Here is a 14078-nt window from a genome sequence, read left to right as displayed (position 1 = left end):
AAAAGGAAAACGAACAGGCCCATGCTCTACGCCATCACCACGCTCTTCCTGTGCCAGCTTGCCGGCGAACTGCTCGTGCAGTGGCTGTCGCTGCCGATTCCCGGTCCGCTGATCGGCATGCTGCTGCTGTTCGTCGGCCTGCTGGTGCGCGGCGGCGTGCCGCAGGAATTGACCGACACCTCGGGCCACTTGCTGCGCAATCTGATGCTGCTGTTCATCCCGGCGGTGACCGGCGTCATGCTGCATTTCGAGCGCGTGGGACGCGAGTGGCTGCCGTTCCTGGCGGCCGGCGTCGTGGGTGGCGCCTTCACCATGGCGGTGACCGCGCTCACGCTGCGCTGGATGATCCGCATCACGGGCAAGGACGCCGAATGAACACGCCCGTCAAGTTGTCTGAAATCTGGGTCTTCCTGGCCCAGTCGCCGCTGCTGTGGCTGTCGCTCACGCTGCTGGCCTACCTGGGCGCGCTGTGGCTGCATGCGCGCAGCGGGCGCAACCCGATGGTCAACCCGGTGCTGGTGTCGGTGATCGTCATCGTGGGCGTGCTGCTGCTCACGCGCACGCCGTACGACACGTACTTCGAGGGCGCCAAGTTCGTCCACTTCCTGATCGGCCCGGCCACCGTGGCACTGGCCGTGCCGCTGTACAGCCAGGTCGGTCGGCTGCGGCGCCTGTGGCTGCCGATCGGCGTGGCGCTGCTGGTGGGCTCGGTGGCCGCCATCGTGTCGGCCATCGGCATCGGCTGGGTGCTCGGCGGTTCGCGCGAGCTCCTGATGTCGCTCGCGCCCAAGTCGGCCACCATGCCGATCGCGATGGGCGTGGCCGAGAAGATCGGCGGCCTGCCGTCGCTGGCGGCCGTGGCCGCGGCCATCGCCGGCATCTCGGGCGCGATCATGGCCACGGGCCTGCTGAATCTGCTGCGCATCAAGGAACCCGCGGTGCGCGGCTTTGCCGTCGGCATGGCGGCGCACGGCATCGGCACGGCGCGCGCCATCCAGGTGAACGAGACCGCGGGCGCGTTCTCTGCGCTGGCGATGGGGCTGAACGGCATCGCGACCGCGCTGCTGGTGCCGCTGATCGTGAAGCTGATGACCGTCTGACATTCATTCATTCCATCCATCGAGGAGCACGACCCATGTCCGAGTACACCGCCGAGATCGTCTGGGAGCGGGACGACCAGGACTTCCTGGCCAACACCTACAGCGGCCACCACGTGCTGCGCTTCGATGGCGGCGCGCAGGTGCCGGGCTCCTCGTCGCCGCACGTGGTGCCGCTGCCGTTCTCCGACGCGTCGGCGGTCGACCCGGAAGAAATGTTCGTGGCCTCGCTGTCCAGTTGCCACATGCTGTGGTTCCTCACCATGGCGGTGAAACGCAAGTTCGTGGTCGACCGCTATGTCGATGCGGCCACGGGCGTGATGGAGAAGAACGCCGAAGGAAAGATGGCGATGACTGTCGTCACGCTGCACCCGCAGGTGAGCTTTTCGGGCGAGAACCTGCCCACGCGCGAGCAGATCGAACACTTGCACCATCGGGCGCATGAGGAGTGTTTCATTGCGAATTCGGTGAAGACCGAGGTGCGGTGCGAGCCGGTCTACTGACAAGAATCGCTCTCCGCACGCGCTGGCAGCGCTGATCCAGCCCTGAGAGGAGGGCGGGAAGGGCGCCCCTCAGCGCCTCTGCAACCGCGGATTCTTCGCAAACAGATCCGCCGCCCAGTCCACAAACGCCCGCACCTTCGCGCTCAGGTGCCGGTTCGGCGGATACACGACATGGATCGGCAGCGGGTCGCGCTGCCAGTCGGCCAGCACCTCGACGAGTTCGCCGCTTTCCAGCAGCGGCTCGGCGGTGAAGGTGATGCACTGCGACAAACCGAAGCCCGCGAGCACGGCCGTCATGTGCGCGTTGCTTTCGTTGACCGACACGCGGTAGGGGCCGTTGAGCTCGATGTACTCGTCGCCCTTCTTGAACTCGTGCGGGTACACGCGCCGGGTGGTGCCCGAGAAGTAGCTCACGACGTGGTGGCGCTTCTCGATGTCGTTCGGATGTTGCGGCGCACCATAGCGCTTGATGTAGGCCGGCGAGGCCACGGTGACGAAGTGCAGGGTGCCGATGCGGCGCGCCACCAGCGACTGGTCGCTGAGCTCGCCCGCACGGATCACGCAGTCGACGTTGTCGCTGATCAGGTCGACGGTGCGGTCGCTCACGCCCAGGTCGACCTGGATGTCGGGGTAGCGGTCGCAGAAGCTGGCCAGGTTGGGCAGGATGATCTGCTGCGCCACCGAGGTGCCCACGTCGATGCGCAGCCGCCCCGTGGGGTTGGCCTGCGCATTCGTCATGCTGGCTTCCATGTCGTCGAAGTCGTTCAGCAGCCGTGCGGCGCGCTCGAAGTAGGCGGCGCCGTCGGGCGTGACGGTGACGCGCCGCGTCGTGCGGTTGAGCAGCTTCACGCGCAGGCGCGATTCCAGCGCCTGGATCTGCTTGGTGACGGTGCCCTTGGGCAGGGCCAGAGAGTCGGCGGCACGGGTGAAGGTGCCGGCTTCGACCACGCGGACAAAGATCCGCATTGCCTGGATTTGATCCATCGAATGCCTGTTCAGGGAGACCGGCGTGTGCCGGAAGGAGGCGGATTCTCACACAAGGAATGCGCCCCTACGGTATGCCCGATTGTTCTCCGTTTGGAAACAGAGTAGGGCTGTGTTTCCTGTTTCAACGCGCTTGTAGCGCCTTATATTTCAACCATCGCCCATCCCCCTGAGGTCGCCCATGTCACCCCGTCCATCGTCCCGGTCCGCTGAAGCTGCTGCGCTTGCCGCGGCGCAAGGCGTGGAGTCCGATCTGTCGATCGAGCTGCCCGGCCGCGAGCCCGTGGCTGCCCGTGTCTACGGTCAGCGTCCGCGGGGCGAGACCGTGCCGCTGGTGCTGCATTTCCATGGCGGCACCTTCATCTGCGGCAACCTCGACAACGGCCGCAACGTGGCCCGGCTGTTGGCCGGCGCGGGTGCGGTGGTGGTCTCGCTGGACTACCCGCTGGCCCCGGCGGCCCCGTTCCCGGAGCCGGTCGAGGTGGGCTATGCGGCGCTCGAATGGCTCTACAAGCAGCGCGTGAAGCTCGGCGGCAAGGGCGCCCAGGTGTACCTGGCCGGCGAAGAGGCCGGCGGTAACCTGGCGGCCAGCGTGGCCCTGGTGGCCCGCGACCGCGCCCATCCGCCGCTGGCGGGCCAGATCCTGCTGTCGCCCATGCTCGACCCGTGCGCCGGCACTGCCTCGCTGCGCAACGCGACCAACGACGCCGCCGAGTGCCGCTGGGCCACGGGCTGGGCCAAGTACCTGAGCTGTCCCTCGAACGCCACGCACCCCTATGCGGTGCCCAGCGGATCGCTGCGGCTGGCCGCCCTGGCACCGGCGCTGGTGCTGGTGGGGCCCGACGACGCGATGCGCGACGAGGCCATGACCTTCGCGGGCCGCCTGCGCTCGGCCGGCATCGAGGTCACGAGCAGCGTGCTGACCGGCGCCGACAACTGGCCCAAGGCGCTGTACGACACCGAGGCCGTGGGATGCGCATCCTGCGAAGCCAGCGTGCAGCAGCACTTCCGCGAGTTCTTCAGCGCCACCACACCGCCCCCGGCGGTCCCTGAGCCCAGCTAGGCCCGCGAGGGTCCGCTCCGCCCCTGAACCAAGCCGCCGCCTCCACAGAGGCGGGTGGCAGGGCTTTCTGTTCTCTGAATTCCGCCTCCTGACGCCGCCGGCGCCGGGATGGCCCGTTGCATCCCGAAAAAGTCATCGAGAAGGACGAACCATCATGTCGAACAAGAACGAACAATCGCTGTCTTCCATCACCCGCAAGGGGCTGTGGCCCGCCGTGACCGGCCTCACCGCGGTGCTGGCCGTGGCCGCCGCGGTGGTGGGCATGTACAGCTTCAAGGCCGAGGCGACCGCCCCGGTCGCCGCGCAACAGGGCACGCCGGTGTCGGTCGCCACCGTGGCGTCGAGCGAGATCAACGCCTGGGACGAGTTCTCGGGCCGCCTCGAAGCCGTGCAACGCGTCGACGTGCGCTCCCGCGTGGCAGGCGCCGTGCAGGCGGTGCACTTCCGCGAAGGCGCGCTGGTGAAGCAGGGCGACCTGCTCATCACCATCGACCCGGCGCCGTACGCCGCCGAAGTGGAGCGTGCCGAAGCGCAGGTGGCGTCGGCGCAGGCTCGCCAGGCCTTCAGCCGCAGCGAGCAGGAACGTGCCCGCCGCCTGTGGGACGAGCAGGCCATCGCGCAACGTGAACTCGACGAGCGCGTGAACGCCGGCCGCGAAGCCGAAGCCAACCTGCGCGCCGCGCAAGCTTCGCTGCAGACCGCACGCCTGAGCCTGGGCTACACCCAGGTGCGCGCACCGGTGTCGGGCCGCATCGGCAAGCTCGAAGTGACGGTGGGCAACCTGGTGGCCGCCGGCCCCGGCGCGCCCGTGCTGACCACGCTGGTGTCGGTGAGCCCGATCTACGCGAGCTTCGATGCCGACGAGCAGGTCATCACCCGTGCGCTGAAGGACCTGCCGGCCAACGCCGGCGCCCGCGGCCAGATCGACACGATCCCCGTGCAGATGGGCACCGCGGGCCTCGAGGGCACGCCCTTCACCGGCAAGCTGCAGCTGATCGACAACCAGGTCGACGCCCGCAGCGGCACCGTGCGTGTGCGTGCTTCGTTCGACAACAAGGACGGCGCGCTCATTCCCGGCCAGTTCGCCCGCATCCGCATGGGCCAGGCCCGCAACGACACCGCGCTGCTGGTGAGCGAGCGTGCCATCGGCACCGACCAGAACAAGAAGTTCGTGATGGTCGTGGGCGACGACAACAAGGCCATGTACCGCGAGGTGACGCTGGGCGCGCCCATCAACGGCCTGCGCGTGGTGAGCAAGGGCCTGAAGGCCGGCGATCGCGTGGTGGTGAACGGCCTGCAGCACATCCGCCCCGGTGCGCTGGTGGTGCCGCAGACCGTGACCATGGACGCCAAGCTCGATACGAAGCAACAACAACCGGAACGCGTGGCCGAGGCCGCGAAGTCCTGATTTCGGAGGAGGGCGCCCTGGCGCCCGCCGGAGAACCAACATGAATCTCTCAAAATTCTTCATCGACAGGCCGATCTTTGCCGGCGTGCTGTCACTCCTGATGCTGATCGCCGGCCTGATTGCGCTGCGCGGTCTGCCGATCTCGGAGTACCCGGAAGTCGCGCCGCCTTCGGTGGTGGTGCGCGCAACGTACCCCGGCGCCAACCCGAAGGTGATCGCTGAAACGGTGGCCACGCCGCTCGAAGAGCAGATCAACGGCGTCGAAGGCATGCTCTACATGGGCAGCCAGGCGACGACCGATGGCGTGATGACGCTCACGGTCACCTTCCGCCTCGGCACCGATCCCGACAAGGCCCAGCAGCTGGTGCAGAACCGCGTCTCGCAAGCCGAGCCGCGCCTGCCTGAAGAAGTGCGGCGCCTCGGTATCACGACCGTCAAGAGCGCACCCGACCTGACGATGGTGGTCCACCTCGTCTCGCCGAACAACCGCTACGACATCAACTACCTGCGCAACTACGCGGTGCTGAACGTCAAGGACCCGCTGGCGCGCATCGAAGGCGTGGGCCAGGTGCAGATCTTCGGCGGCGGCGACTATTCCATGCGCGTGTGGCTCGACCCGCAGAAGGTCGCGCAGCGTGGTCTGTCGGCTTCCGACGTGGTGGCTGCGATCCGTGGCCAGAACGTGCAGGCCGCGGCCGGCGTGGTCGGCGCTTCGCCAGGCCTGTCGGGCGTGGACATGCAGCTGTCGATCAATGCGCAAGGGCGCCTGCAGAGCGAAGAAGAGTTCGGCGACATCATCGTCAAGAGCGGCACCGACGGCGCCGTGACCCGCCTGCGGGACATCGGCCGCCTCGAAATGGGCGCCGCCGACTACTCGCTGCGTTCGCTGCTGAACAACGACCCGGCCGTCGGCATGGGCGTGTTCCAGGCACCGGGCTCCAATGCGCTCGACATCTCGTCCAACGTTCGCAAGACGATGGAAGAGCTCAACAAGAACATGCCGGAAGGCCTGGAATACCGCATCGCCTACGACCCGACGCAGTTCGTGCGCGCATCGATCGAATCGGTGATCCACACGCTGCTCGAAGCCATCGCGCTGGTGGTGCTGGTCGTGATCCTGTTCCTGCAAACGTGGCGCGCGTCGATCATTCCGCTGCTGGCTGTGCCGGTGTCGGTGATCGGTACCTTCGCGGTGCTGCACATCCTCGGTTTCTCGATCAACGCGCTGAGCCTGTTCGGGCTGGTGCTGGCGATCGGCATCGTGGTGGACGACGCCATCGTGGTGGTGGAGAACGTCGAACGCAACATCGAGGCCGGGCTCACGCCGCGCGAGGCCACGTACCGCGCGATGCGCGAAGTGTCGGGCCCCATCATTGCGATCGCGCTGGTGCTCGTGGCCGTGTTCGTGCCGCTGGCGTTCATCAGCGGCCTCACGGGCCAGTTCTACAAGCAGTTCGCGGTGACCATCGCGATCTCGACGGTGATCTCGGCCATCAACTCGCTGACGCTGTCGCCCGCTCTTGCGGCACTGCTGCTGCGCGGCCACGACCAGCCGAAGGACGCGTTGACGCGCGGCATGGACAAGGCCTTCGGCTGGCTGTTCCGCGGCTTCAACAAGTTCTTCCATCGCGGCTCCGAGGCCTACAGCGGCGGTGTCAAGCGCGTGATCTCGCGCAAGACGCTGATGCTGGTGATCTACCTGGCGCTGGTCGGCGTGACCTTCGGCCTCTTCAAGGCGGTGCCCAGCGGCTTCGTGCCGGCGCAGGACAAGCAGTACCTCATCGGTTTTGCCCAGCTGCCCGACGGCGCCACGCTCGACCGCACGGAAGAGGTGATCACCCGCATGGGCGAGATCATGAAGAAGAACCCGAACGTGGAAGACGCCATTGCCTTCCCGGGCCTGTCGATCAACGGCTTCACCAACAGCTCCAACTCGGGCATCGTGTTCGCCACGCTCAAGCCCTTCGACCAGCGCAAGCGTGCCGACCAGAGCGGCGGTGCGGTGGCCGGCCAGCTCAACGGTGCGTTCTCGAGCATCCAGGACGCGTTCATCGTGATGTTCCCGCCGCCGCCGGTGGCAGGCCTGGGCACGACCGGCGGCTTCAAGCTGCAGATCGAAGACCGCGCCTCGGTTGGCTACGACCAGATGGACGTCGCGGTGAAGGCCTTCATGGCCAAAGCGTATGCAGCGCCTGAACTGACGGGCATGTTCACGAGCTGGCAGGTCAACGTGCCGCAGCTGTACGCCGACATCGACCGCACCAAGGCGCGCCAGCTCGGCGTGCCGGTGACGGACATCTTCGACACGATGCAGATCTACCTCGGTAGCCTGTATGCCAACGACTTCAACAAGTTCGGCCGCACGTACTCCGTGCGCGTCCAGGCCGATGCGCCGTACCGCGCTCGTGCCGAAGACGTGGGCATGCTGAAGGTGCGCTCGACCTCGGGCGAGATGGTGCCGCTGGCCGCGCTGATGAAGGTCAACTCGACCTTCGGTCCGGAACGCGCCATGCGCTACAACGGCTACCTGGCCGCGGACATCAACGGCGGCCCGGCCCCCGGCTATTCGTCGGGCCAGGCGCAGGACGTGATCACCAAGATCGCGGCCGAGACGCTGCCCAAGGGCGTGAGCTTCGAGTGGACCGAGCTGACGTATCAGGAAATCCTGGCCGGCAACTCCGCCTTCCTGGTGTTCCCGCTGGCGATCCTGCTGGTGTTCCTGGTGCTGGCTGCGCAGTACGAAAGCCTGACGCTGCCGATCGCGATCATCCTGATCGTGCCGATGGGCATCATGGCCGCGATGGCGGGCGTGTGGATCTCGGGGGCGACAACAACGTCTTCACGCAGATCGGGTTGATCGTGCTGGTGGGGCTGAGTGCGAAGAACGCGATTCTGATCGTGGAGTTCGCACGGGAGCTGGAGTTTGCGGGCCGGACACCGATCCAGGCCGCGATCGAAGCCAGCCGCCTGCGCCTGCGCCCGATCCTGATGACCTCGCTGGCCTTCGTCATGGGCGTGCTGCCCCTGGTGCTCTCGACCGGCGCCGGCTCCGAGATGCGCAAGGCGATGGGCGTGGCGGTGTTCGCCGGAATGATCGGCGTGACGGCCTTCGGCCTGTTCCTGACGCCGGTGTTCTACGTGCTGATGCGCCGCCTGGCGGGCAACCGGCCGCTCAAGCTGCACGGCGAAGTGCCGCACGGCGACGACTTCGTGTCGGCCGACCATCCGGTGGCGCCTTCGCACGGTGGCGGTGGCGGCGGTCTGCACCCGGTGCCGGCCTCGCCGCGCCCCTCGCATGGCGCGCATGACTGATCGACAAGAAGAAAGAAGGTTGTCCATGACATTCGCAATCCCAACCCTGATGCGCCCCTTGCGCGCCGCCGTGTTGCCGCTGGTGGCGGCCCTGGTGCTGGCCGGTTGCGCCAGCGTGCCTTCGGGCATGCCCACGGTGCCGACCGCGGCGCAGTTCAAGGAACAGCCGGGTGCCACGGCCCCGGCCGGCTTCACCCGGGCCACGCCCGCCGAGGCGCAACCGCGCGGCGAGTGGTGGCTGGCGTTCAACGACCCGGTGCTCAACACGCTGATCCAGCGCGCCGAGGTCGACAACACCAACATCCAGGCCGCCGCCGCGCGGCTGGCCGAGGCCCGCGCGCTGGCGCGCAGCGCCCAGGCCGACCGCCTGCCGCAGATCGGCCTGGGCGCCGGCGCCAACCGCGGTGCGGGCCTGGACAAGGCCACGGCCAGCACCCGGCCGGGCACCATGACCAACATCGGCGCCACGTTCTCGTACGAGGTCGACCTGTTCGGCCGCCTCTCGGGCGCGGCCGATGCGGCCAAGCTCGACGCGGCCGGCCGCGAGGCGCTGCTGCAGAGCACCCGGCTCGCGGTGCAGGCCGAGGTGGCGCAGACCTACCTGCAGCTGCGCGCGCTCGACGCCGAACGCGTGCTGGTGCGCGAATCGGTCGCCGCCTACCGCGACACGCTGCGCCTGACGCAGCGCCGCCAGCAGGCCGGCGACATCGCCGAGCTCGACGTGGCGCGCGTGCAGACCGAGGTGTCGTCCACCGAGTCGGACGCGCTCGCGCTCGACCGCCAGCGCGCCCAGGTGGAACACGCGCTGGCCGTGCTGGTGGGCGATTCGGCGTCCAGCTTCGGCATGCGGCCCGACGACTGGGGCACCGCGCTGCCGGTGATCCCGCCGGGCGTGCCGTCCACCGTGCTCACGCGCCGGCCCGACGTGTCGGCCGCGCAGAGCGCCGTCATGGCGGCGCAGGCCCGCGTGGGCGTGGCGCAGACCGCGTGGTTCCCGAACATCTCGCTGACCGGCGCGGCCGGCTACGCCTCGCCCGAGATCGGCGACCTCTTCAAGTGGTCGGCCCGCTCGTGGGGCGTGGGTGCGCTGCTGTCGCTGCCGATCTTCGACGGCGGGCGCCGCGAAGCCGGCGTGCAGGGCGCCAACGCCCAACTCGACGGCGCACTGGCCAGCTACCGCTCGCAGGTGCTGGTGGCGTTCCAGGAGGTCGAAGACCAGCTGGCGGCCATCCGCATCCTGCAGGAGCAGTCGGTGGTGCAGGCGCAGGCCGTGACCTCGGCCCAGCGCGCCACCAGCCTGTCGGACACGCGCTACCGCAATGGCTACGTGAGCCAGCTCGACCTGCTCGACGCGCGCCGCAGCGAGCTGCGCAACCGGCGCCAGGCGCTGCAGGTGAAGTCGGCCCAGTACCAGGCGACGGTGGGGCTGATCCGCGCCATCGGCGGCGGGTGGGAAGTGCCGGCCACGGAGAAGGTGGCGGCCCGCTGATCGGGTCGATCCGGGCTCAGGCGCGGTCGCCCGGGCCCGGATGCGTCGCCGTGGCGGCGGCCTGTTTCAGCGCCACCGCACCCAGCGCGAGCGCACTCGAATAGCTGGATTGCGGGCGCGCAGCCACCCGCAGCGGCCGGTAGCCGAGCGTGTCGGAGGTGCTGCCGGTGTCGTGGACGGCTTCGAGCAGGAGCCAGTAGAACCGGCCCGGCTCGCGTTCCTCGACCGTCAGCGCCAGATCGTTGAGGGCGGACATGGCTTGGCGGATGCGGCCCGCAGCGGGCCGCATCCCTTGGTACGTCCGACTCGGCTTTCCGGATTCGGTTCAGCGCTCAACGACAATCCCCGGATGAGTTCTAGAGCGACAAGCGGACCGGCGCGCTGCGTCATGGTCCTGGGCACCACCAGCGGCGCCGGCAAGAGCTGGCTGGCCACCGCGCTGTGCCGGTGGTATGCCCGCCAGGGGCTGCGGGTGGCGCCGTTCAAGGCGCAGAACATGAGCAACAACGCCCGCGTGGTCGAGGGCGGCGAGATCGGCAGCGCCCAGTACTTCCAGGCCCTGGCCGCCAACGCCGTGCCCGACGTGCGCATGAACCCGCTGTTGCTCAAGCCCGAGCGCGACACCCACAGCCAGGTGGTGCTGATGGGGCAGGTGAGCGAGGCGCTGTCGACCCTGCCGTGGCGCGGGCGCAGTGAGCGCGTCTGGCCGCAGATCGCGCAGGCCTTCGACGAACTGCGCGCCGAGAACGACGTGGTCGTCATCGAAGGCGCCGGTTCGCCGGCCGAGATCAACCTCATGGCCAGCGACATCGTCAACCTGCGCGTCGCCCGCCATGCCCAGGCGCGCTGCCTGCTGGCGACCGACATCGACCGCGGCGGCGCCTTCGCCCACCTGTACGGCACCTGGGCGCTGCTGCCCGAGGCCGACCGGGCGCTCATCCATGGCTTCGTGCTCAACAAGTTCCGGGGCGACGCGTCGCTGCTGGCCCCCGCGCCACAGCAGCTGCAAGAACTGACCGGCGTGCCCACCGTGGCCACGCTGCCCATGTGGTGGCAGCACGGCCTGCCTGAGGAAGACGGCGTGTTCGACGACCGCAGCCGCGCCAGCGGCGTGGTCACGCGCACGGTGGCAGTGGTCGCGTACCCGCGCCTGAGCAACCTCGACGAATTCCAGGCCTTGAAGAACGTGCCCGGCGTGCGCCTGGTCTGGGCCCGCACACCGGCCGACGTGGCCGGCGCAGACTGGATCGTGCTGCCGGGCTCCAAGCACACGAGCGGCGACCTGGCCTGGCTGCGCGCGCAGGGGCTGGACCGCGCGGTGGCCGAGCACGCAGGGCGCGGCGGCGCCGTGCTGGGCGTGTGCGGCGGGCTGCAGATGCTGGGCGAGGCGCTGGTCGATCCGCATGGCATCGACGGCAACGCGCCCGGGCTCGGGCTGCTGCCGCTCGTGACCGTGTTCGAGCGCGAGAAGACCGTGCGGCACCGCGAGGCGACGTTCTCGGCGGACCTCGTCGCCGGCCCCTGGGCCGCGCTGGCGGGCGTGCGCATCGCCGGCTACGAAATCCACCACGGCCAGACGGCCGCCCACCCCCAGCTGGCCCACGACGGCAGCGCCGTGATGCCCGAGGGCCTGGCCTGGCAGAACGCGCGCGGCAACGTGATGGGCCTGTACCTGCACGGCCTGTTCGAAGACCCGGCCGCGCTGCAGTCGCTGTTCGGCACCACGGCGCCCACGCTGGACGCCACCTTCGACGGCCTGGCCGACTTCATCGACACCCACTTCGACGCCGGCGTGCTCGCCGGCCTGATCGCATGACCGACACCGATTTGATTCCCGCCGTTCCAGACATCGCCGACGCCGCGCTCGCGGCGCGCCTGCAGGGCGCGCTCGACAACAAGACCAAGCCCGTCGGCGCGCTGGGCCGCCTCGAAGCGCTGGCGCTGCGCATCGGCACCATCCTGGGCTCCGAGCAGCCGGTGCTCGACGCACCGCAGATGCTGGTGTGCGCGGGCGACCATGGGCTGGCGGCGCGCGGCGTGTCGGCCTATCCGAGCGACGTGACCTGGCAGATGGTCGAGAACTTCCTGGCCGGCGGGGCGGCGGTCAGCGTGCTGGCGCGCCAGCACGGCCTGGCGCTCACCGTGGTCGATTGCGGCGTGCGGCGCGACTTCCAGCCGCGCCCCGGCCTGGTGTCGCGGCGCATCGCCGCCGGCACGGCCGACGCCTCGGCTGGCCCCGCCATGACACCCGAACAATGCGCCCAGGCCATCGCCAACGGCCGCGAGGTGGTGCGCGCGCTGCCGGGCAACGCGCTGCTGCTGGGCGAGATGGGCATCGGCAACAGCTCGTCCGCCGCGCTGCTGCTGTCGCGCCTGGCCGGGCTGGACATCGGCCCGTGCACCGGTGCCGGCACGGGGCTCGACGCCGACGGCCTCGCACGCAAGCGCGAGGTGCTGCGCGAGGTGCTCGCCCTGCACGCGGGCGCCACCGCGCCGCTCGAGGCACTGGCCGCGTTCGGCGGCTTCGAGGTTGCGACGCTCGTCGGCGCCGTGCTGCAGGCGGCGCAGGAGCGGCGCGTGATCGTGGTCGACGGCTTCATTGCCAGCGCCGCCGTGCTGGTCGCCCAGGCGATCCGCCCGCAGGTGACGCAACGCTGCGTGGCGGCGCACAGCTCGGCCGAGCCGGGGCACACGCTGCTGCTGAAGCACCTCGGGCTCGAGCCCTTGCTGAACCTCGACCTGCGACTGGGCGAGGGCTCGGGCGGCGCGCTGGCGTGGCCGCTGCTCGAATCGGCCTGCCGCATCCTGCGCGAGATGGCGAGCTTCGAATCGGCGGGCGTGTCGCGCCAGCAATGAACGGCGTGCGCCATTTCCTGCTGGCGGTCCAGTTCTTCACCCGCGTGCCGGTGACGGGAAAACTCGCCGCCTGGGTCGGCTTCAGCCCGCAGATGCTGCGCGCCGCCGCGGCGCACCTGCCGGCCATCGGCTGGATCGCGGGTGGGGTGGCGGCGGCGGTGTTCGTCGCTGTGGGGGCGGGCCTGCCGGGCGTGGCAGGGGCGCTGGTCGCGGCCGTGCTGAGCACCGTCGCCACCGTGATGCTCACAGGCGCCTTCCACGAAGACGGCCTGGCCGACGTGGCCGACGGCCTCGGCGGTTCGGCCAGCCGCGAGCGCGCGCTGGAGATCATGAAGGACTCGCGCATCGGCGCCTTCGGCGCGGTTGCGCTGGTGCTGGCGCTGGGCCTGAAGTTCGGCCTGCTGGCCGCGCTGGCCGCGCGCGGGCTGGACGTGGTGGCCGTGTCCATCGTCGGTGCGCATGTGCTGTCGCGGCTGGCGCCGCTGTTCCTGATCCGCTGGCTGCCCTACGTGGGCGACAGCAGCGGCAGCAAGGCCAAGCCGCTGGCCGACGCGATCAGCGGCGGTGCGCTGCTCGTCGCCGTGCTGTGGGCCGCACCCGCCGTGGCGCTGCTGCTGTGCGCGCACGACGCGGTGCATGTGGGCGCGGCGCTCGTGGCGCTGGTGCTCGCGGGTGGCTGGATGGCGCGGCTCTTCGTGCGTCGGCTGCAGGGCTTCACGGGCGACGGGCTCGGCGCGACGCAGCAGGTGTGTGAACTGGCGATCTACCTCGCGCTGGCGTGGAAGGCATGAGCGCCGCGACCGCCCAGCTCTGGCTGCAGCGCCACGCGCCGGTGATCGCGCCGGCGGGCCTGTGCTACGGCGCGACCGACCTCGATGCCCACGCGGACGGCACGCAGGCCGCGGCCGCGCGCATCGCCGCGGTGCTGCCGGCCGGCATCGCGCTGTGGAGTTCGCCGCTGCGGCGTTGCGCCATGCTGGCGGATGCCATCGTCGCGCTGCGGCCCGATCTGTCGGTGCGGCGCGATGCGCGGCTGGCCGAGATGAGTTTCGGCGCCTGGGAAGGGCGCCTGTGGTCGGCCGTGGCCCGTGAGGAATTCGAGGCCTGGACGAATCGTTTTGCCGATGCCCCCGCAGGAGGCGACGGCGAGAGCGTGCGCGCCTTCATGCAGCGCGTGGCCTCGGCGCATGCCGACTGGCTGGCGACCGGCGCCGATGCGCTATGGGTCACGCATGCCGGCGTGCTGCGCGCGGTGCAGTTGCTGTCGCAGGGCGTGACGTGCCCCGAACGGGCCGATCAATGGCCCAACGACGCGGCGGCCTTCGGCGACTGGCGCGTGGTCGCCGCGCCGGTCGGCTGACGAGGC

Annotated in this window: 12 protein-coding genes and 1 pseudogene; 11 read left to right on the top strand and 2 right to left on the bottom strand. The window is 69.8% G+C overall.

Annotated features, from left to right (window positions below; translation table 11 throughout):
• Positions 1-21: 21 nt before the first annotated feature.
• From FFI97_RS07980 to FFI97_RS07970, 3 genes are read left to right on the top strand one after another with little or no spacing between them, the layout of a single operon-like run.
• A complete protein-coding gene (locus FFI97_RS07980) occupies positions 22-375 on the top strand; it encodes a CidA/LrgA family protein (RefSeq protein ID WP_056581435.1) in 354 nt (117 codons plus the stop codon).
• Complete coding sequence (locus tag FFI97_RS07975; RefSeq protein ID WP_139703773.1) at positions 372-1100, top strand: LrgB family protein; 729 nt, start codon at positions 372-374, stop codon at positions 1098-1100. Before FFI97_RS07980 ends, FFI97_RS07975 begins: the two co-directional genes overlap by 4 nt.
• A 35-nt stretch (positions 1101-1135) precedes the next feature.
• The gene (locus tag FFI97_RS07970) at positions 1136-1600 is read left to right on the top strand and encodes an OsmC family protein (RefSeq protein WP_139703775.1); all 465 of its coding nucleotides are present in this window, start codon (positions 1136-1138) and stop codon (positions 1598-1600) included.
• Between the two features lie 69 nt (positions 1601-1669).
• Here FFI97_RS07970 and FFI97_RS07965 read toward each other — a convergent pair whose 3' ends face one another.
• Positions 1670-2584: a LysR family transcriptional regulator gene (locus FFI97_RS07965; RefSeq protein ID WP_070060504.1), complete on the bottom strand. Its 915-nt coding sequence runs from the start codon at positions 2582-2584 to the stop codon at positions 1670-1672.
• 181 nt (positions 2585-2765) lie between these two features.
• Here FFI97_RS07965 and FFI97_RS07960 point away from each other — a divergent pair, with 181 nt between their 5' ends.
• From FFI97_RS07960 to FFI97_RS07945, 4 genes and pseudogenes are all read left to right on the top strand, one after another.
• On the top strand, positions 2766-3647 hold the full coding sequence (locus FFI97_RS07960; RefSeq protein ID WP_070060505.1) for an alpha/beta hydrolase fold domain-containing protein: 882 nt from the start codon (positions 2766-2768) through the stop codon (positions 3645-3647).
• A 154-nt stretch (positions 3648-3801) separates the two neighbouring features.
• Entirely contained in the window at positions 3802-5055 is a 1254-nt protein-coding gene (locus FFI97_RS07955) for an efflux RND transporter periplasmic adaptor subunit (RefSeq protein WP_062479898.1), read from the top strand.
• A 40-nt stretch (positions 5056-5095) separates the two neighbouring features.
• Positions 5096-8367, top strand: a pseudogene (locus tag FFI97_RS07950) (efflux RND transporter permease subunit).
• Between the two features lie 25 nt (positions 8368-8392).
• On the top strand, positions 8393-9856 hold the full coding sequence (locus FFI97_RS07945; RefSeq protein ID WP_139703777.1) for an efflux transporter outer membrane subunit: 1464 nt from the start codon (positions 8393-8395) through the stop codon (positions 9854-9856).
• Between the two features lie 16 nt (positions 9857-9872).
• Here FFI97_RS07945 and FFI97_RS07940 read toward each other — a convergent pair whose 3' ends face one another.
• Complete coding sequence (locus FFI97_RS07940; protein WP_139703779.1) at positions 9873-10112, bottom strand: hypothetical protein; 240 nt, start codon at positions 10110-10112, stop codon at positions 9873-9875.
• A 93-nt stretch (positions 10113-10205) separates the two neighbouring features.
• On the opposite strand from FFI97_RS07940, the gene FFI97_RS07935 reads away from it, so the two are divergent.
• Genes FFI97_RS07935 through FFI97_RS07920 form a run of 4 tightly spaced genes read left to right on the top strand, consistent with a single transcriptional unit; the run spans position 10206 to position 14072 of the window.
• Complete coding sequence (locus FFI97_RS07935) at positions 10206-11672, top strand: cobyric acid synthase (RefSeq protein ID WP_139703781.1); 1467 nt, start codon at positions 10206-10208, stop codon at positions 11670-11672.
• Entirely contained in the window at positions 11669-12712 is a 1044-nt protein-coding gene (gene cobT, locus FFI97_RS07930) for a nicotinate-nucleotide--dimethylbenzimidazole phosphoribosyltransferase (protein ID WP_144004401.1), read from the top strand. The genes FFI97_RS07935 and cobT overlap by 4 nt, the downstream gene beginning before the upstream one ends.
• The gene (locus FFI97_RS07925; RefSeq protein WP_139703783.1) at positions 12709-13503 is read left to right on the top strand and encodes an adenosylcobinamide-GDP ribazoletransferase; all 795 of its coding nucleotides are present in this window, start codon (positions 12709-12711) and stop codon (positions 13501-13503) included. The genes cobT and FFI97_RS07925 overlap by 4 nt, the downstream gene beginning before the upstream one ends.
• Entirely contained in the window at positions 13500-14072 is a 573-nt protein-coding gene (locus tag FFI97_RS07920; protein ID WP_139703785.1) for a histidine phosphatase family protein, read from the top strand. The genes FFI97_RS07925 and FFI97_RS07920 overlap by 4 nt, the downstream gene beginning before the upstream one ends.
• Positions 14073-14078: the final 6 nt, after the last annotated feature.

The organism is Variovorax sp. KBS0712 (genome assembly GCF_006323185.2).
GTDB lineage: Bacteria > Pseudomonadota > Gammaproteobacteria > Burkholderiales > Burkholderiaceae_C > Variovorax > Variovorax boronicumulans.
Note: the sequence above shows the minus strand (reverse complement) of the source record. Positions and strands in the feature narration are given on the sequence as shown.